At 73.9% G+C, this 17,483-nt stretch carries 18 protein-coding genes; 9 read left to right on the plus strand and 9 right to left on the minus strand.

All coding sequences use genetic code 11. From position 1 onward, the window contains the following. Positions 1-114: 114 nt before the first annotated feature. The gene (locus tag ACZ4UX_RS17150) at positions 115-573 is read right to left on the minus strand and encodes a DUF7144 family membrane protein (protein WP_465707245.1); all 459 of its coding nucleotides are present in this window, start codon (positions 571-573) and stop codon (positions 115-117) included. Between the two features lie 359 nt (positions 574-932). Here ACZ4UX_RS17150 and ACZ4UX_RS17155 point away from each other — a divergent pair, with 359 nt between their 5' ends. The 5 genes from ACZ4UX_RS17155 (at position 933) to ACZ4UX_RS17175 (ending at position 4,850) form a co-directional block, all read left to right on the plus strand. Continuing rightward, complete coding sequence (locus tag ACZ4UX_RS17155) at positions 933-2,306, plus strand: hypothetical protein (protein ID WP_465707246.1); 1,374 nt, start codon at positions 933-935, stop codon at positions 2,304-2,306. Between the two features lie 186 nt (positions 2,307-2,492). Further along, positions 2,493-2,951, plus strand: a complete 459-nt coding sequence (locus tag ACZ4UX_RS17160; RefSeq protein ID WP_465707247.1) for a DUF6325 family protein — start codon at positions 2,493-2,495, stop codon at positions 2,949-2,951. A 52-nt stretch (positions 2,952-3,003) separates the two neighbouring features. Next, positions 3,004-3,294 (plus strand): SHOCT domain-containing protein, encoded by a 291-nt coding sequence (locus ACZ4UX_RS17165; protein ID WP_465707248.1) that lies wholly within the window; start codon positions 3,004-3,006, stop codon positions 3,292-3,294. A gap of 115 nt (positions 3,295-3,409) precedes the next feature. Next, positions 3,410-3,739, plus strand: a complete 330-nt coding sequence (locus ACZ4UX_RS17170) for a hypothetical protein (RefSeq protein ID WP_329486162.1) — start codon at positions 3,410-3,412, stop codon at positions 3,737-3,739. A gap of 115 nt (positions 3,740-3,854) precedes the next feature. Beyond that, entirely contained in the window at positions 3,855-4,850 is a 996-nt protein-coding gene (locus ACZ4UX_RS17175; protein ID WP_465707249.1) for an aldo/keto reductase, read from the plus strand. Positions 4,851-4,896: 46 nt separating this feature from the next. Here the strand turns inward: ACZ4UX_RS17175 and ACZ4UX_RS17180 are convergent, their stop codons facing one another. Beyond that, the gene (locus ACZ4UX_RS17180) at positions 4,897-6,168 is read right to left on the minus strand and encodes a serine hydrolase domain-containing protein (RefSeq protein ID WP_465707250.1); all 1,272 of its coding nucleotides are present in this window, start codon (positions 6,166-6,168) and stop codon (positions 4,897-4,899) included. A 615-nt stretch (positions 6,169-6,783) separates the two neighbouring features. Here ACZ4UX_RS17180 and ACZ4UX_RS17185 point away from each other — a divergent pair. Beyond that, the gene (locus tag ACZ4UX_RS17185; RefSeq protein ID WP_350540985.1) at positions 6,784-6,861 is read left to right on the plus strand and encodes a tryptorubin family RiPP precursor; all 78 of its coding nucleotides are present in this window, start codon (positions 6,784-6,786) and stop codon (positions 6,859-6,861) included. A gap of 81 nt (positions 6,862-6,942) precedes the next feature. Then, positions 6,943-7,989: a cytochrome P450 gene (locus ACZ4UX_RS17190; protein WP_329486168.1), complete on the plus strand. Its 1,047-nt coding sequence runs from the start codon at positions 6,943-6,945 to the stop codon at positions 7,987-7,989. Positions 7,990-8,044: 55 nt separating this feature from the next. On the opposite strand, the gene ACZ4UX_RS17195 is transcribed toward ACZ4UX_RS17190, so the two are convergent. Next, on the minus strand, positions 8,045-8,881 hold the full coding sequence (locus tag ACZ4UX_RS17195; protein WP_465707251.1) for an ATP-grasp domain-containing protein: 837 nt from the start codon (positions 8,879-8,881) through the stop codon (positions 8,045-8,047). Between the two features lie 185 nt (positions 8,882-9,066). Between ACZ4UX_RS17195 and ACZ4UX_RS17200 the strand changes: the two genes are divergently transcribed. Together ACZ4UX_RS17200 and ACZ4UX_RS17205 are read left to right on the plus strand one after the other, a co-directional pair. After that, a complete protein-coding gene (locus tag ACZ4UX_RS17200) occupies positions 9,067-10,416 on the plus strand; it encodes a M14 family metallopeptidase (RefSeq protein ID WP_465707252.1) in 1,350 nt (449 codons plus the stop codon). A gap of 244 nt (positions 10,417-10,660) precedes the next feature. Continuing rightward, the gene (locus ACZ4UX_RS17205; protein WP_380393653.1) at positions 10,661-11,116 is read left to right on the plus strand and encodes a hypothetical protein; all 456 of its coding nucleotides are present in this window, start codon (positions 10,661-10,663) and stop codon (positions 11,114-11,116) included. Between the two features lie 166 nt (positions 11,117-11,282). Here the strand turns inward: ACZ4UX_RS17205 and hypE are convergent, their stop codons facing one another. Genes hypE through hypA form a run of 6 tightly spaced genes read right to left on the minus strand, consistent with a single transcriptional unit; the run spans position 11,283 to position 17,316 of the window. Further along, positions 11,283-12,356: a hydrogenase expression/formation protein HypE gene (gene hypE, locus ACZ4UX_RS17210; protein ID WP_465707390.1), complete on the minus strand. Its 1,074-nt coding sequence runs from the start codon at positions 12,354-12,356 to the stop codon at positions 11,283-11,285. Between the two features lie 28 nt (positions 12,357-12,384). Then, positions 12,385-13,509: a hydrogenase formation protein HypD gene (hypD, locus tag ACZ4UX_RS17215; RefSeq protein ID WP_329486173.1), complete on the minus strand. Its 1,125-nt coding sequence runs from the start codon at positions 13,507-13,509 to the stop codon at positions 12,385-12,387. Continuing rightward, positions 13,506-13,793 (minus strand): HypC/HybG/HupF family hydrogenase formation chaperone, encoded by a 288-nt coding sequence (locus ACZ4UX_RS17220; protein ID WP_352292380.1) that lies wholly within the window; start codon positions 13,791-13,793, stop codon positions 13,506-13,508. The genes hypD and ACZ4UX_RS17220 overlap by 4 nt, the downstream gene beginning before the upstream one ends. Positions 13,794-13,808: 15 nt before the next feature. Further along, positions 13,809-16,130 carry a carbamoyltransferase HypF gene (hypF, locus tag ACZ4UX_RS17225; protein ID WP_465707253.1) on the minus strand — a complete coding sequence of 774 codons (2,322 nt, stop codon included), beginning with the start codon at positions 16,128-16,130 and terminating at the stop codon, positions 13,809-13,811. After that, positions 16,127-16,930, minus strand: coding sequence for a hydrogenase nickel incorporation protein HypB (gene hypB / locus ACZ4UX_RS17230; RefSeq protein ID WP_465707254.1), 804 nt, complete (start codon positions 16,928-16,930; stop codon positions 16,127-16,129). The genes hypF and hypB overlap by 4 nt, the downstream gene beginning before the upstream one ends. A 5-nt stretch (positions 16,931-16,935) precedes the next feature. Beyond that, positions 16,936-17,316 (minus strand): hydrogenase maturation nickel metallochaperone HypA, encoded by a 381-nt coding sequence (hypA, locus tag ACZ4UX_RS17235; protein WP_465707255.1) that lies wholly within the window; start codon positions 17,314-17,316, stop codon positions 16,936-16,938. Positions 17,317-17,483 lie beyond the last annotated feature (167 nt).

The raw sequence follows: 17,483 nt of genomic DNA on the forward strand, positions 1-17,483 counted from the left end.
CTTTCTCCGGGTTGGGGGAGGAGGGGAGAGGGGGGGGGGGGAAAAGGACAGTGGGGGGGGGGGGGGGGGGGATGGGGGGGGGGGGCGGCCCCCCCGGCCCCCCCGCCCCCGGGGTCAGACCACGTCCCGCCCGCGCAGCGTCCCCGCGCACAGGGCCCAGATGATGAAGATGTTCACGGCGATCAGCACGATGGCCCAGAACGGGTAGTACGGCAGCCAGAGGAAGTTGGCGATCAGGCTGAACCCCGCCAGAACGACGCCGACGGCGCGCGCCCAGACGGCTCCGGTGAACACCATGACCCCGGCCAGCACGATGAGGAGGCCGAGGATGAGGTGGATCCAGCCCCAGCCGGTCAGGTTGAAGCGGAACACGTAGTCGTTCGTCCGGACGAACAGGTCGTCCTTGGCGATGGCCGCGATCCCCTCGAAGATCGCCATCGTCCCGCCGAAGACCATCAGGATTCCCGCGAGCACGATCCACCCGGATCGCAGCAGGTGCCCCGAGGAGCGCCCGGGCGGTGCCGGATCGGCGCCGGCGGGCGGCGGCTGGGGCGGGTTGAGATTGCCGGCCATGAGGGCCTCCGAACTCTCGGGGAGCCGGCAGGCCCACGGGTCCGGACCCGGCGGCGGCTCCACGTTCCAGCGTTCCACACCCCCGCCGCGGGCGCGCCCCGTGCCGGAGCCCCGGCCGCCACCCGTACGGCCGTTCCCGCTGGTGGGCCGGGGCGTGCGCGGCTCTGCTGGGGAGGAGCTGTCACCACGTGCGCTCCCCGGCGGGGCTAGCGTCCGACCCCAGGGAGAGTGCGATGGCCCCGACGGATTCCGGAGCGGATCCCACCGGAGCGAACGGCGCCGAACCGCCCGGCGGCCGGCCCCCGCACCCTGCTCCGCCGCCGGCTGCCGCCGCCCCGGAGCCACCGACACGACCTGCGGTGGAACCACCACGGCCCGCGCCGCAACCGCCGGACGAGGTCGAGCACCTGAAGGCCCGGATCGCCGCGCTGGAGCGCACCGCCCCGCCCCGCCACCGGGAACACCACCGGCTGCGGACCTCCGGATCCGTGGTGGTCATCGTCATCGCGTCGCTGCTCTCGCTGATCTCCGTCCTCGCGGTCTGGACGAGCGACATCGTCGGCAACACCGACCGCTACGTCTCCACGGTCGCGCCACTGGCCACCGATCCGGCGGTGCAGGACGCCGTCACCACCCGGGTCACCCAGGTCGTCCTGGACCAGATCGACGTGAACGGGCTGGTCAAGCAGCTCTCCGACGCGGCCGCCGAACAGGGCGTGCCGGCCCCGCTCGCGACCCTGATCGGCGGTCTGAGCGGGCCCATCACCAGCGGCCTCAACGACCTGGTGCACACCACCGTCGACCGGGTGGTGACCAGCAGTGCCTTCGAGTCGATCTGGGTCGACGCCAACCGGCTGATCCACACCGCCCTCGACAAGGCCCTCACCGGCAAGGGCGGCGGTGCGGTGACGCTGACCAACAATCAGGTCGGCATCGACATCGCGCCGATCGTGGCGAAGGTGAAGACCGAACTGGTGGACGCCGGCCTCGGGATCGCTTCCAAGATCCCGGAGGTCCACACCGACTTCGTGGTCTTCCAGTCCGAGGACATCGGCAAGGTCAAGACGTACTTCCGGCTGCTGGAGATCATGGGCTCGTGGCTCCCGGTGGTGACCGTCCTGGTGGCCGCCGGCGGCGTCCTCCTCGCCTCCAACCGGCGCCGCGGCCTGGTCGGCGCGGCCGTCGGCGTGGCGCTCGCCATGCTGCTGCTCGGCATCGTCCTGACCGTCTTCCGCGCGTACTACCTCGACCGTCTGCCGCCGGGCGCGAACCAGGCGGCCGCGGGCGCCGTGTACGACACCCTGATCCGGTTCATGCGCGCGAGCATCCGGGTGGTCTTCGCTGTGGCCGTCGTCACCGCCCTGGGCGCGCTCCTGATCGGGCCGTCCCGCGCCGCCGTCGCGATCCGCACCGCCTGCCGCCGGATGGTCGACGGCCTGCGCGAGGTGCTGTTCGGCATCGGGATGCGGCTGGGCCCGGTCGGCCCGTTCGTCCACCGCTTCAAGCGGTGGATCGGCGCCCTGATCCTCGCCGTGGCGGCGGTCGTCCTGGCCACCTGGAACTACCCGACCACGGCGGTGGTCCTGTGGATCACCCTGGTGGTCCTGCTCGCCTTCCTGATCCGGGAGTTCCTCGACACCGGCCCGGGCCCGGGCACCGTCACCGGCCCGGACGGAGGCCCGGGCCCCGGGCCCGGCACCGTCTCCGGTACCGGGCCGCCGACCCACGCCTGAGCGCCCGCCGCCCGGCTCCCGGGCCGCCCCGCCGGGCCGGGATGCGCGGTGCGGCGGGCACTGCTGGAATGGCAGGAGCGGGAGCCGCCCGCGGCGGACGCCGTCCGCCGCGCGCCGCCCTCCCGGGCGCGTACCGCCACGGCATCGGCCGACAGCCTCCACCCGGCCGACCGGAGAGGACCCGACATGAGCGACGAGCTGAACGAGCTGAACGAGACCGGACCGATCGACTACATCGTCGTCGAGTTCCCCGGCAGCCGGATGACCGGGGAAGGGCTGCCACTGCTGGTCGACCTGGTCGACCGGGGCATCATCCGGATCCTCGACCTGACCTTCGTCCGCAAGGAGACGGACGGCTCGGTCACCGGCCTCGAACTCGCCGACCTCACCGGTGACGGCCTGCTCGACCTCGCCGTCTTCGACGGCGTCTCCTCCGGCCTGCTCGACGAGGAGGACCTCGCCGACGCCGCCGCCGTCCTGGAGCCGGGCAGCTCCGCCGCCGTCCTCGTCTACGAGAACGTCTGGGCCGGCCCGCTGGCCGCGGCCCTCCGGCGCAGCGGGGCGCGGCTGGTCGCCGACGGCCGCATCCCGGTCCAGGCGATCCTCGCCTCCCTCGAAGCGGCCGAGGGCAAGGGCGGACGCTGAACCCGCCCTGCCCGCCCGCTCGCCCCACCCCGAAGGTCAAGGAGGTTTCGCCATGCCAGGACTCCTTCGCGGCGTCGCCCGAACCGCCGTCGTCGCCGGAACGGCGACCGCCGTCTCCAACCGGGTCTCCCGGCGGCAGGCCGGCCGCTGGGCCCAGCAGGAGGCACCGCAGGCCCAGGCCCAGCCCGCCGCCCCACCGGCGGCGGCCGCCGCGCCGGCCGCCGAGCCCGACGACATGGCCACCCGGCTCGACCAGCTCAAGCAGCTGGCCGAGCTCAAGAACCAGGGCGTGCTCACCGACGCCGAGTTCGCGGCACAGAAGTCCCGTCTGCTCGGCTCCTGACCGCCGGCGCCGGCCCGCACCCCGGGCCGGCGGCCACGGCGAGGGCGCCTTCGCCCCGGCCGGTGCCCCGACGCAGCCGGTGAACCCCGGTCTGCCGCGACAGGGAGGCGGTCCCATGAGCCGCGAGTACCACTTCCACTGCGAGTACGCCGGCTGCTCGGTCACCGTCGGCATCCACCTGGGCGGCACCCGGGCGGTGGAGCTGCTGGTCGACGGCAAGGAGGTCGCCGCCGAGCGGATCCCCGGCCACCACGCCCAGGTGTGCCCGCTCAGCACCACGCTGCCCACCACCCCGCCGCGCCCGGTCACCGTCGAGGCCGAACTGCCCGGCGCGGTTCGCGGCGCCCCGTCCGCCACCCTGGTCGACGGCGACACCCGGCTGCCGATGCCCGAACGCGAGGTGCCGCGCCGGGCCGGACCGACCGAGGTCTCCTGGTACGGCTGACGGCGCGACGGCCGGCATCGGGCCAGGTCGGAGGCGCTTCCCCGGCGGAAGTTAGGGTTCGGATGCGGGTGGCGGACCACCGCCGCCGCGCCCGGACCGCCGAAGGGACCCGCCCATGCCGACCGCACCCGCCACCGGACCAGCCGCCGCACCGTCACTCGCGCGGTTCGGCCTGGGCACCGCCGCCGTCGGGCGGCCCGGCTACATCACGCTCGGGCGCGCGCTCGACCTGCCGGCCGGGCGCACCGTCGAGGCGATGCGGGAGCGGACGCACGACCTGCTCGACGCCGCCTACGCGGCGGGGGTGCGCTACTTCGACACCGCCCGCTCCTACGGCCGCGCCGAGGAGTTCGTCGGCGGGTGGCTCGCCGCCCGGCCGCGGCTCGCGGCCGAGGTCGTGGTCGGCAGCAAGTGGGGTTACACCTACACCGCCGACTGGCGGGCCTCCGGGGTGCCGGTGCACGAGGTCAAGGAGCACTCGACGGCGGTGTTCGACCGTCAGATCGAGGAGACCAGGCAGCTGTTGGGTGGCCTGCCGCAGGTGTACCTGGTGCACTCGGTCACCCCCGACAGCCCGGCGCTCGGCGACCGGGCGCTGCACGAGCGGCTGGCGGCGCTGGCCGCCGAGGGCGTCCGGATCGGCCTGTCCACCAGCGGACCGGCGCAGGCCGCCACCGTCCGGGCGGCCCTGGAGGTGACCGTGGCGGGGCGGCCGCTGTTCGCCGCCGTCCAGTCCACCTGGAACCTGCTGGAGCCGTCCGCCGGGCCCGCCCTGGCCGAGGCGCACGCGGCGGGCTGGCTGGTGGTGGTCAAGGAGGGCATGGCCAACGGCCGGCTCGCCGACCGCAACGCGACCGGGCCCGGGACCGCGGCGCTGCGCGAGCTGGCCGCCCGCACCGGCGCCTCCTGCGACGCGCTCGCCCTCGCCGCGGCCGCCGCCCGGCCCTGGGCCGACATCGTGCTCTCCGGCGCGGCCACCCCGGAGCAGCTGGCCTCCAACCTCACCGCGGCCGGGCTCGACCTCGCCGCCGCGGACCTCGCCGCGCTCACCGTGCTCGCCGAGCCCGCGGAGGCGTACTGGCGCAGCCGCGCCGCGCTGCCCTGGGAGTGAGCCCGGGCCGGGCGGGCCGCCGCCACCGGCCCGGGCCCGCGGCCGGTCAGACGCGGGTGTCCTCCACCACCGGGACGACGCGGTCCGACGCGCCGCCGCCGGCCGCGGCCGGCGCGGTCCGGGCCGCCGGGGCGGCGGGCCGCTCTCCGCAGAAGGCCGGCTCCAGCGCGCTCATCAGCCCCGTCGTGACGGCCCCGTTGTTGGAGGCGTTGGCGAACACCACCACGCTGCGCCGGCCGTCGGGGGTGACGAAGCTCTGGGTCTGGAAGCCCTGGACGATGCCTCCGTGGCCGAGGACGGTCCCGCAGGAGAGCGCGATCTGGCGGATTCCGAGTCCGTAGCCGACCTTCGCCGTGGGCGTGGGGAGGACGGCGGTCAGCTGCCGCAGCGAGTCGTCCGAGACGAGCCCGCCGGCGCGGCCCGCGACCAGCGCGGTGAGGAAGCGGTCCATGTCGGCGGCGGAGGAGATGACGCCACCGGCGCTCCACAGCCAGGACGCGGTCTGCTCGGTGGAGTCCAGCAGCGGCTTGGCACGGTCGTCGTTGGTCAGGTAGCCGGTGATGTGCGGGCCCGCGATGCGCTTCTCGGGCACCACGAAGGAGGTCTGCCGCAGCTTCAGCGGCTCGATGATCTGCTCGCGCAGCACGTCGGCGTAGGCCCGGCCGGTGAGGTGCTCGACCGCCATTCCCATCAGTACGTAGTCCGTGTTGGAGTACGCGTACGCCGCCCCCGGGGCGCTCCGCACGCCGTGCTTGACGGAGAGCGCCACCAAGTCCCGCGGCGTGTAGACGGTGTTGCGGATGCGCGCCTCGAAGGCGCTCGTGGTCTCCTCGCCGTTCTGTTCGAGCAGGTCGTCGGTGTGGTCGTAGATGCCCGCGCGGTGCTGCATCACCTGGCGGCCGGTCATCGTCCAGCCCTCGGGCAGGGTGCCCGGCGGCAGGTAGTCGCGCAGCGGCCTGTCCAGGTCGACGAGCCCCTGTTCGGCCAGGCGCATCACGAGCACGGCGGCGAACATCTTGCTGTTGCTGCCCACCCGGAACTGCCGGTCCGCCCTCATCGAGGCGCCGCCGAGGTCGGCCTTGCCCATCGTCAGCGACCATTCGCGCTCGCCCGGGCCGTGGTCCCTGATCACCGCGAAGGCGCCGGGGGCGCCCGCGTCCAGGGTGTTCCGCAGTGCGGTCCGCACGGCGGTGGTGTCGGGGAGGGGCGGTGCGGCGGCCCGCGGCGCCGCGGCGGCCGCCCCCGTCCCGAAGGCGGTCGTCATCAGCGCGGCGGCGGCCGCCAGTGCTCCGGCACGCGTGAGCCCGATCGTCACCATCGACAAGTCCCCTGTCTCGTTGGCATCCCGCGCGGCGGGTCCGCGCAGACCAAGATCATATCTCCTCTGCGTGACAGATGTTGACTGTCCGTCACCATTCGGTTCGCGCGCCGGAGCATGTGGACCGACCCTCGGTCGACGGTCGGTGACGATGCCATGACAGCGCGCCGCCCACCCTGCGGGCACACTCCGGAGCGCGGGGGCACCCGCCTTGCCCGAACGGGCAAACCTAACGTTCGGTCGGCCCTCCGTACGCGGCGGACCGCCCTCGCCCCGCCGGGCGCCGGACGCCCCCCGTTCACCCGACCGCCACCCGGAGCAGGGCCGCGACCTGCGCGGAAGCCCGGCCGCCCCCGCCGCGCAACTTCTCCGATGGGCACGATCCGCCCAAGTCGGACCATTCCACCCCTTCCGTCGGCAATCGGCAGCAGTCGGCCGTGAAACCCACCGACCCGCCGGATCGGCGAGTGAGCTGCGTCACTTGACGCTCTATTGGCCCCGGGCTTGACTTCGGGGCGACGAGAAAGCGGATCGCGGAATTCAGCGAGTAATCACCGCACACCCGTCGAGCCTTTGCATGATTCGTCCTGTTCACCGTCAGACGGAGGTACTGCCATGAAGCTCGTCCACTTCGTGAAGAAGGTCATGCCGGAGAAGAGCCTGAAGGCCTACGCGTGGTACGGCTGGATCTAGTCGGGTAGTTCGTCTACCGGGCACGGGCCCGGTGAGCAGCCGTCTCACCGGGCCCGTGCCTTTCACCCTTGGAGTTCACCGATGCCCATGTCCAGTACCGGCAGGAGCGCCCGGGCCACCGTCTTCGCACCGCGGATCGAGGAACTTCTCCGCAGGTACCGCGGGGCGGACCTCTTCCGTCTGGAGCACGACACCATCGGGGTCGCCGGCGCCGACCTGATGGACAGCCTGCTCCGCAGCCGGCCCGCGAACGACTCCGAGCGCCCGACCTTCAAGCCCGTCCAGGGCCGGTCCGTCACCCGGACGGACGCCTCGGCGCTCATGCAGGCCGTCTCCGCCGACGTCCGCGCGGCGCTGAAGAAGCCCCTCGGCGACGAGGTCGACCTCACCGGGAAATGGCCGCACGTCGCGCACGTCTATCTCCGGGATCTCGTCTTCGGCCGGGAGAGTTTCCGTTTCCGCGTCCTGGTGGACCGCCGCCTGGAACTCACGCCGAAATTGACCTGGGCGGCCGTCGCGGCCGGCACCGCCATGCTCGGAAAGCCCGGCACGGAAATCCCGCTGTCCAATCTGGCGGCCCGCGTGCTGGACGCCGAGAGCTATGACGACCGCCGGTATGCGATGTACCTCTACCGGCGGGTCGCCGCCCCGATCTGTTTCACCGTGTCCGCCCTCGTGACGAATGCGCTCTGGCTCGGTTCGCCTTTCGAGGACGGCGTGTCGAACCGGGACGTCCTGCTGGAGTCCCTCCGGCTGCTGCCGCCGTCCTGGAACATCCTGCGGATGGCCTCCCCCGAGTTCACCGCGGTGGACGACCGGATCGGCGCCAAGGACGACCTGCTGATCCTCCCGCTGGTGAGCCACCGCGACCCGCGGCTCTGGGAGGACCCGGACAGCTACCGCCCTGAGCGCTGGGCCGACCTCGACCCCGACGACCACCCCGGGTACCTCCCGTTCGGCCATGTGAACGAGCGCTGCTGGGGCCGGCACATGGTGATGCCGCTGGCCGAACGGCTCCTCGACATCGTGCGCCGGGACGGTCTCGTGGTGAACCCGGAGCAGACCGTCGGCAAGGTCGAACTCGACGGCCTGCTCGAAGTCTCCGACGTCCGGCTGGTCCGGCGCTGAGCCGTGCCGTCCGGGCCCGGCCCCTCCCGGTCCCGGACGGCACGGGCCGCCCGCCTCAGCCCCGGGGCGCGCCGGCCAGGAACCGGTGCAGCGAGGCCGTCAGGGCGGTGGCGAAGGCCTCCCGGACCGGTTCGGCCACGCGGTCCAGCGACAGGTAGGGGTTGAGGTCCTCCAACTCGACCAGCAGCAGTTCCCCCGCCGGGGCGCGGCAGGCGTCCACCCGCTGGATCCCGTGGTCGAGCGTGTTCCAGTCGATGAACCCCCGGGCGAAGGCGAGGTCCGCGTCGGTGGGGTGGTACGGCTCCAGGATCCAGCGCCGCTCGGGATCCGGCGCGTACAGCGCGTACTGGAAGGCGTCGTCGACGAAGTAGAACGACACCTCGTAGCGGAAGTCGACGCGCGGCTGGACGAGGATGTCGCCGTACGCGAGGCCGGACAGCCCGTCCGGGTCGACGAAGGCCAGGCCGATGGAGTCCGCGCCGGCCTTCGGCTTGACGGCGTACTGGGCGCAGCCGGGCAGGCGGTCCAGGTCCTCGGGCCGGTCGACGGTGGGGATCACCGGGTGCCCGGCCTCGGTGAGGTCCAGCAGGTACTGCTTGCCGGCCATGTCACCGCGCCCGGTGAGCGGGTTGTAGACCCGGGTGCCGCGTGCGGCGGCCGCGGCCCGGAAGGCCTCGTACCGCTCCTGGTAGTGCAGGACGGGGCCGCTGTTGCGGACCAGCACGGCGTCGAAGCCGTCCATCAGCGCGGCCGCGTCCAAGGGGTGGCAGAGCGCGATGTCGAAGTCGGCCCGGAGTCGGGCGGAGAGCCGGATGTCCTCGTCGCAGTACCGCCGGCCCCGGGCCTGGTAGGCGAGGTCGGTCACGAACAGAACGCTGGGGCGGGCGGGCACGTGGCGGCTCCTCGGTCGGTGGCGGCCCAACATACCCACCGGCCGGTCCGGGCCCGGCCGGGACCCCGGGTACCGGTGGCCGCCCACCTCCTTGACGAATCCATGACAGCGGCGCACCATCGTGCTGGCGCGCGCCGCACCTCCTCCCCGTTCCGTCCCTACGGACCCCCCACAGGAGGACAGTCATGCGACTGCCCCGCCGAGGGAAGCCCGCCGCGGTCGCCGCCGCCGTGCTGGCTCTCGCGCTCGCCTCCCCGCTCACCACCCAGGTCGCCGCCCAGCCGGTCACCGCCGGCCCGGCCGCGGCCCCCGACTCCGCCCGGCAGTACGTCCTCGACGGCCCCCGCACCGTCGCCGAACGCACCGCCGTCGCCGCCACCGGCGCGTCCGTCGACGCCGTGCGCTCCGATTCCGTGGTGGTCACCGCGACCGCCGCCGAGGCCGACCGGCTGCGGGCGCTCGGCTGGTCCCCCAGCCCGCTGCCGGAGCCGGTGTACGGCGACGGGGCCGGCACACCGGGCGTCGGCGCCGCGGTGTACGACTTCCCGTCCGCCGACTCCGGGTACCACAACTACGCGGAGGCCACCGCCGACATCGACGCCGTCGTGGCGGCGCACCCCGACATCATGAGCAAGCGGGTCATCGGCACCTCGTACGAGGGCCGGCCGATCGTCGCCGTCAAGATCAGCGACAACGTCGGCACCGACGAGAACGAACCCGAAGTGCTGTTCACCGCCCACCAGCACGCCCGCGAGCACCTCACCGTCGAGATGTCGCTGTACCTGCTACACGAGTTCGGCGACAAGTACGCCACCGACAGCCGGATCGCCAACGCCGTCAACAGCCGGGAGATCTGGGTGATCCCCGACCTCAACCCGGACGGCGGCGAGTACGACATCGCCACCGGCCGCTACCGCAGCTGGCGCAAGGACCGCCAGCCCAACGCGGGCAGCAGCAGCGTGGGCACCGACCTGAACCGCAACTGGGACTACAAGTGGGGCTGCTGCGGCGGCTCCTCCGGCTCCACCTCCAACGAGACCTACCGGGGCGCCGCCCCGGAGTCCGCCAAGGAGACCAAGGTGGTCGCCGACTTCGTCCGCACCCGCGTGGTCGGCGGCAAGCAGCAGATCACCGCCGCCATCGACTTCCACACCTACAGCCAGCTGGTGCTCTGGCCGTTCGGCTGGACCACGGCCAACACCGCCACCGGGATGACGGCCGACGAGTACAACACCTTCGCGACCTTCGGCCGGGCCATGGCCGGCACCAACGGCTACACCCCCGAGCAGTCGAGCGACCTGTACATCACCGACGGCTCGATCGACGACTGGCTGTGGGGCACCCAGCGGGTCTTCGCCTACACCTTCGAGATGTACCCCGGTCCGAACGGCAGCAGCGGCTTCTACCCGCCCGACGAGGTGATCGGGCGCGAGACCAGCCGCAACCGCGAGGCGGTGCTGCGCCTGGTGGAGACCGCCGACTGCATGTACCGCGCGATCGGCAAGCAGCAGCAGTACTGCGGCATCGCCTCCTGAACCGCGGACGCCGCACCGGCCGGGGCCTCACGGACCCGGCCGGTGCGGCGTCCCGGCGTCGGCGGGGGCGGCTCCGGGCCCCACCCGCGCGGACGGTGCGCGTTCCGACCAACATCCTCCATGCCAACTCGTCGCCTCCCGTTCAATTTGACGATGCCTCAGCTCAAGGAGCATAGTGCAATATCACATTGCAACGAGCTCCTGGACCGCCCAGGAGCCCCCTTCACACAGGAGAAGGCTTCCCATGACTCGCAAGATCCTGACGACGGCCGCCGCAGCGGTCGCCCTGGGTACGGTTCCGGTCGTCGCGGCTCCGGCCGGTGCGGCAGCCGTCGCCGACGCCCCCACGGTGATCTGCGACAACTACGGTCTGCAGGCCGGCCTGGCGACCAAGGTGTGCGCCACCGTGAGCGGCGACAGCATCGAGTTCTCCGGCCACATCGGCCTGGCCGGCCCGCCGAGCCCCGGCAGCCCGCTCCCCCGGCCGACGGAGGTCGAGGTGGTCCTGACCGGCAGCGTCGCCGGCGGGATCACCCTCGGGACGACGCGGCAGACGCTGACCTTCCAGAGCCGGTCGGTGCTGGTCGAGGGCGTGCGCGGCACGGTGCCGTGCGGCTCGACCGTGCGCGCCTCGTTCGCGGTCTCGTCCGCCGGCTGGCCCGCCAGGCCCGTCACCACCGAGGTCCCGGTCACCTGCTGACGGTGCGGCAGCCGGACGGATCGGTGGGGGCACTGCCTCGCGAGCGGGCCCCCACCGGTCCGGCCCTTCGCCGGTGCGCCCGGCGGACATGACCGGGCCCGGCCGGGCGCACACCCGGCCGGGCCCGCCGAGCCTGGCCGGAGCGAGCCAGGCCAGCCCTCAGGACCTAGCAGATGCGCGGCAGTTGCTCGCCCATCGGCAGGTCGACCACCCGGGTGCCGCCGAGCGCCGTGCGGGCGACGACCATGCCGGGGTGCTCCGCCACGCACTCGCCGATCACGGTCGCTCCCGCGCCCAGCGGGTGCGCCCGCATCGCGGCGAGCACCGCGTCCGCCTGCTCGCGCGGCACGAAGGCCACCAGCTTGCCCTCGTTGGCGACGTACATCGGGTCGAGGCCCAGCACCGCACAGGCGTTGGCCACCTGCGGCGGCACCGGCACGGCACGTTCACCGATCCTGACGCCCACGCCGGCCGCCGCCGCGATCTCGTTGAGCGCCGCGGCCAGGCCGCCCCGGGTGGGGTCGCGCAGCACGTGCAGGTCCGGGGTGACCGCCAGCATCGCGTCCACCAGGCCGCCGAGCGCGGCGCAGTCGCTCTCGATCTCCACGCCGAACTCCAGGCCTTCGCGCACGCTCATGATCGCGACCCCGTGCAGCCCGATCTCCCCGCTGACGATCACCACGTCCCCGGGGACGGCCCGCTGCGGCCTGATGTCCACCCCGGCCGGGACGAGGCCGATGCCGGCGGTGTTGAGGTAGACGCCGTCGCCGTGACCGGCCTCGACGACTTTGGTGTCACCGGTGGCGACCTCCACGCCGGCCAGCCGCGCGGCGGCCCCGAGCGCCCGGGCGACCCGGTCCACCACGGCCATCTCCACGCCCTCCTCCAGGATGAACCCGCAGGACAGGTAGGCCGCCCGGGCCCCGCTCATCGCGAGGTCGTTGACCGTCCCGTTGACGGCGAGGTCCCCGATGCTGCCGCCGGGGAAGAACAGCGGTCGCACGACGTAGGAGTCGGTGGAGAAGGCGAGCCTCGCTCCGCCGAGCTCCAGCACGGCGGAGTCCCCGAGGGCGGCGAGCGCGGCGCCGCCGAAGGCCGGGGCGAAGATGTTCTCCACCAGCTCGGCCGACATCGCGCCGCCGCCGCCGTGCCCCATCACCACCCGGGGGTGGTCGCGCAGCGGCAGCGGGCAGCTCCACCCGGAGAAGTCCGGCGCCTCGGAGGGCACGGCGACCGGCACGGCCACCGACCCGGTCAGGACCTCGGCCTCAGCCAACGGGGCTCGCCTCCCGGGGAACGGCCGGCGTGCTCAGCCGGCGGTAGAGGTAGTACGCGGCGCAGGCCCCCTCGCTGGACACCATGGTGGCGCCGAGCGGGGTGCGCGGGGTGCAGGTGGTGCCGAAGGCCTCGCACTGGTCGGGCTTCAGCAGCCCCTGGAGGACCTCCCCGCTGCGGCACTGCGCCGGCTCGCGGGTGGTGATGCCGGTGACGTCGAAGCGGTACTCGGCGTCGTGGTCGCGGTAGCGCGGGGAGAGCCGCCAGCCGCTCCGCGGGATCACCCCGATCCCGCGCCAGGCCCGGTCGGCCACCTCGAAGACGTCCTCCAGCATGGCCCGGGCCGCCGGGTTGCCCTCCGGGCGGACGGCCCGGGCATAGGCGTTCTCCACGGTGTGCTCGCCGCGCTCCAACTGCCGCACGGTGCGCCGGATCCCCTCCAGGATGTCGAGCGGCTCGAAGCCGGTGACCACGATCGGCACCCGGTGGCGCTCGGCCAGTTCGGGGTACTCGCCGGTGCCCATCACGCTGCAGACGTGCCCGGCGGCCAGGAAGCCCTGCACCCGGCAGTCCGGCGACGTCATGATGGCCTCGATGGCCGGGGGCACCCGGACGTGCGAGACGAGCATGCTGAAGTTGCGCAGCCCCTGCTTCCGGGCCTGGTGGACGGCCATCGCGTTGGGCGGAGCGGTGGTCTCGAAGCCGATGCCGAAGAAGACGACCTCGCGGTGCGGGTTCTCCCGGGCGACCTTCAGCGCGTCGAGCGGCGAGTAGACCACCCGGACGTCACCGCCCTCGCTCCGGACCCGGAAGAGGTCGCGGTCGCTGCCCGGCACCCGGAGCATGTCGCCGAACGAGCAGAAGATCACCTCGGGCCGGGCCGCGATCGCCAGCGCCCGGTCGATCACCTCCAGCGGGGTGACACAGACCGGGCAGCCCGGGCCGTGGATCAACTCGACCTCTTCCGGGAGGAGTTGGTCGATCCCCTGCCGGATGATGGTGTGCGTCTGCCCGCCGCACACCTCCATCAGCGCCCACGGCCTGGTGACCGTCGCCCTGATGTCCGCGAGCAGGCCGGCCGCCAGCTCCGGGTTCTGGAAGTCCTCCAGGTACTTCACTGCTGCTCCTCCCGTACGGCCGCGGCCGCCGCTTCCCACGGATCGCCGAACTCCTCCTGCAGCAGGCCGATCTCGGCGAAGAGCTCCAGCGTCCGGCGGGCCGACTCCTCGTCCAGGCGCTGCAGCGCGAACCCGACGTGCACGATGGCGTACTCACCCACCCGCAGGTCCGGCAGGTACTCCAGGCACACGTCCTTGACGACTCCGCCGAAGTCGACGACCGCCATCCTGGCTCCGTCGCGTTCCGCGATCTCCACCACTCTTCCGGGCACCGCCAGACACATCCGGGCTCTCTCCTCTCAGATGGCGGCCGGGCCGGCGGCCCGGGCGGCCACCATCAGCTGCCCGAGCGCCAGTCCTCCGTCGTTGGGCGGCACCCGGCGGTGCCGCAACACGGTGAATCCGTCCGCCCGCAGGCCCTCCGCGCAGGCCGAGGACAGCAGCGCGTTGGCGAAGACCCCGCCGGTCAGCGCGACCGTCCCGGTCCCGTGCTCCTCCCGGGCCACCGCGCAGACCCGGCGGACCAGCCCCGCGACCGCGTCGTGGAAGCGCGCCGCGATCAGGCCGGCCGGGGCGCCGGCGGCCAGGTCGGCCACCACCGCGGCCAGCACCGGCGCCGGGTCGGCGACCAGCGTCCCGTCCACCGGCCGCAGCCCGAAGGCGTAGGCCCCCTCGGCCGGGCCGTGCGCCAGCGCCGCGCCCTCCAGCTCGATCGCCGCCTGCGCCTCGTACTCGACCCGCTGGCAGATCCCTGCGAGGGCGGACACCGCGTCGAACAGCCGCCCCATGCTGGAGGTCGGCGCACAGTTCAGCGAGCGCTCCAACTGCCGCTTCAGTACCAGTCGTTCGTTCTCCGGGCAGGCCAGGACGGGTGGCAGCTCGGGCGCCCACGGGAGCCCGGCGGCGAACAGCTGGGCGAGCGCCGTCCGGTAGGGCCGCGCCACCGCCGCGTCCCCGCCCGGCAGCGGGACGTAGGCGAGGTGGGCGAGGCGGCGGTAGCCGTCGTAGTCGGCCAGCAGGACCTCGCCGCCCCACACCGCACCGTCGTCACCGAAGCCGGTGCCGTCGAAGGCGACCCCCAGGACGGGCCGGCCGCCGTCGAGGCCGTGTTCGGCCATCACCGAGGCGACGTGCGCGTGGTGGTGCTGCACCGTCCGCACCTCCCGCCCGCCGGCGGTGCTCCGGGCGTGCCGCACGGACCGGTAGCCGGGGTGGCGGTCCACCGCCAGCAGCTCGGGCCGGACGCCGGTGACCGCGCCGAGATGGGCCACCGCCCGGTCGAAGGCCTCCAGGGTGGCGAGGTCGTCCATGTCCCCGATGTGGCCGGACAGCCAGGCGTAGCCGTCCTGGGCCAGCGCGAAGGTGTTCTTGAGGTCGCCGCCGACGGCCAGCACGGGCCGGACGGGGGCCGGGAGCGGCAGCGGCAGCGGCGCGTGGCCGCGCGAGCGCCGGATCGGCAGCTGCTCGCCGTCCACCACCCGCACCACCGAGTCCTCGCACGGGACGTGGATCGGCCGGTCGTGCGTCAGCCAGGCGTCGACCAGCGGCGCGAGCCGGGCGAACGCGTCCCGGTCCTCCGTCACGACCGGTTCGCCGGAGAGGTTGGCGCTGGTCATCACGAGCAGCCCGGGGCCTGGCGGGGCGATCAGCAGCTGGTGCAGGGGGGTGTAGGGGAGCATCACCCCGAGGTCGGGGCTGCGCGGCGCCACCGCCTCCAGCGCCGCCGGCAGCGGCCCCCGGCGGCGCAGCAGGACGATCGGCCGGACGGCGCCGGTGAGCAGTTCCTCCTCGACCGGGTCGGGGCGGAGCAGCGGCGCGATCTCGGCGAGGTCGCGCGCCATCAGGGCGAAGGGCTTGGCGCCGCGCCGCTTGCGCCGGCGCAGCCGGGCCACGCTCCGCTCGTTCAGCGCGTCGCAGGCCAGGTGGTAGCCGCCGATGCCCTTGACGGCCAGGATCGCGCCGTCGGCGAGCAGCCGCCGGGCCTCGGTGAGCGCCGCCTCGCCGTCGAGCGACGGCAGCCCGGGCACGACCAGGGCGAGCCTCGGTCCGCACGCGTGGCAGCAGAGCGGCTGGGCGTGGAAGCGCCGGTCCGCCGGGTCGGTGTACTCCCGCTCGCAGTCCGGGCAGAGCGGGAAGCCGGCCATCGTGGTGTTGGCCCGGTCGTACGGCAGACCGGTCACGATGGTGTGCCGGGGGCCGCAGTTGGTGCAGCTGATGAACGGGTGCCGGTAGCGGCGGTCGCCGGGGTCGGCGAGTTCGGCGAGGCAGTCCGCGCAGGTCGCGGTGTCGGGCGGGATCAGTGTGCGGCGGGTGCCGTCGGTCCTGGAGGGGGTGATGGCGAACCCGGCCGCGCCGGTGAGGGCCAGCGCCTCGTGCTCGACCGAGGCGACCCGCGCCAGCGGTGGCGCGTCGGTGGCGACCCGGCGGCAGAACGCGTCCACCGACTCCGGCGGCCCCTCGACCTCGGCCAGCACGCCGTCCCCGGTGTTGGTGACGGTGCCGGCCAGACCGAGCTCGGCGGCGAGCGTGAAGACGAACGGCCGGAACCCGACGCCCTGGACGAGGCCGCGGACGGCGACCCGGCGCCGCTGCGGCCCGGCCGCCGGCCGACCGGCCGTCACGACCGGTCCGCCACCGGGGCGTGCGGATGCGCGTGCGCGCCGTCGTCCCCGTGGTGGTGCCCCTCCCCCGGCCCGTGCGCGTGCGGATGTCCGGGGGAGTGCCCGTGCCCCGGGGCGCCGGCCATCACCGGCCGGTGGGCCTCGGCGCCGTCCAGCACCGCGAGCGCCCGGTCCAGCAGCACCCCTGCCCCCTGCCCGGTCCGGACGGAGGTGAACAGCACCTCCACCCCCGGGTTGACCCGCGCGACGCTCGCCAGGAACGCGGCCTCGTCGAACTCCGCCGCCGCCGCGAGGTCGGCCTTGGTCACCAGCACCAGGTTCGCCAGCCCGAAGGCCGTCGGGTACTTGAGCGGCTTGTCCTCCCCCTCCGTGACGGAGGCGAGCACCACCCGCAGGGATTCGCCGAGGTCATAGGAGGCCGGGCAGACCAGGTTGCCGACGTTCTCGACGAAGAGCAGCCGGGTGTCCGGCGGCAGCCAGCCCGCCAGGTGCTCGCGGAGCATCGCCGTCTCCAGGTGGCACAGCCCGTCGGTGAGCACCTGCTTCACCGGCGCGCCCGAACGGGCCAGCCGCCGGGCGTCGTTCTCGGTGGCGAGGTCCGCGGTGAGCGCGGCCACCGGCACGCCGCGGGCCCGGGCCAGCCCGAGTTCGGCCTCCAGCAGCGCCGTCTTCCCGCTGCCGGGGCTGGACAGCAGGTTCACCACGACGGTGCCGCGCGCGGCGAGTTCGGCACGCAGCTCGCGGGCGCCGTCGTCGTTGCGGGCGAGGACCGCCTGCCGGAGTTCCACCGTGCGACACATCGGTTTCAGCCTTCCTGGTCGGCCGACGCACCCACCGGGCGCTCGGCCCACTGGACGCCGAGGATCTGCAACTCCCGGCCCGCGAGCAGCTCGACCCGGGCGCCACCACAGCGCGGACACCCGAGGTCGGGCGGCATGCCCACGGCCCACTCGACGCCGCACGGGGTGCACCTGGCACGCGCCGCGACGGCCTCGGTCTCCAGCTTCGCGCCCTCCACCAGCGTTCCGGCGCAGGCCAGTTCGAAGCAGAAGTCCAGCGCGGAGGGCACCACCCCGGCGAGTTCGCCGACCTGGAGGCGCACCTTCTCCACCGCGACCGCCCCGTGCTCCCGGGCTGCCGCGTCCACCTGCTCGACGACGGCCGTCGCGATCGACATCTCGTGCATCGGGCCCACTCCCTCCCCTCGCCGGAGGCGACAGGCTTCATTACAAGGGCGCGGTGGGGGGCTCGGGCGCAGAACCGTCAACCCCCCACCCCGGAGGCAACCCTTCCCCCAACCCTGCCCCCCACCCCCCAGAGCCCCCAGTGGCGCCTCCAGGCGGGCAGGATTTT

The sequence above is a fragment of the Kitasatospora sp. NPDC028961 genome (genome assembly GCF_055564815.1).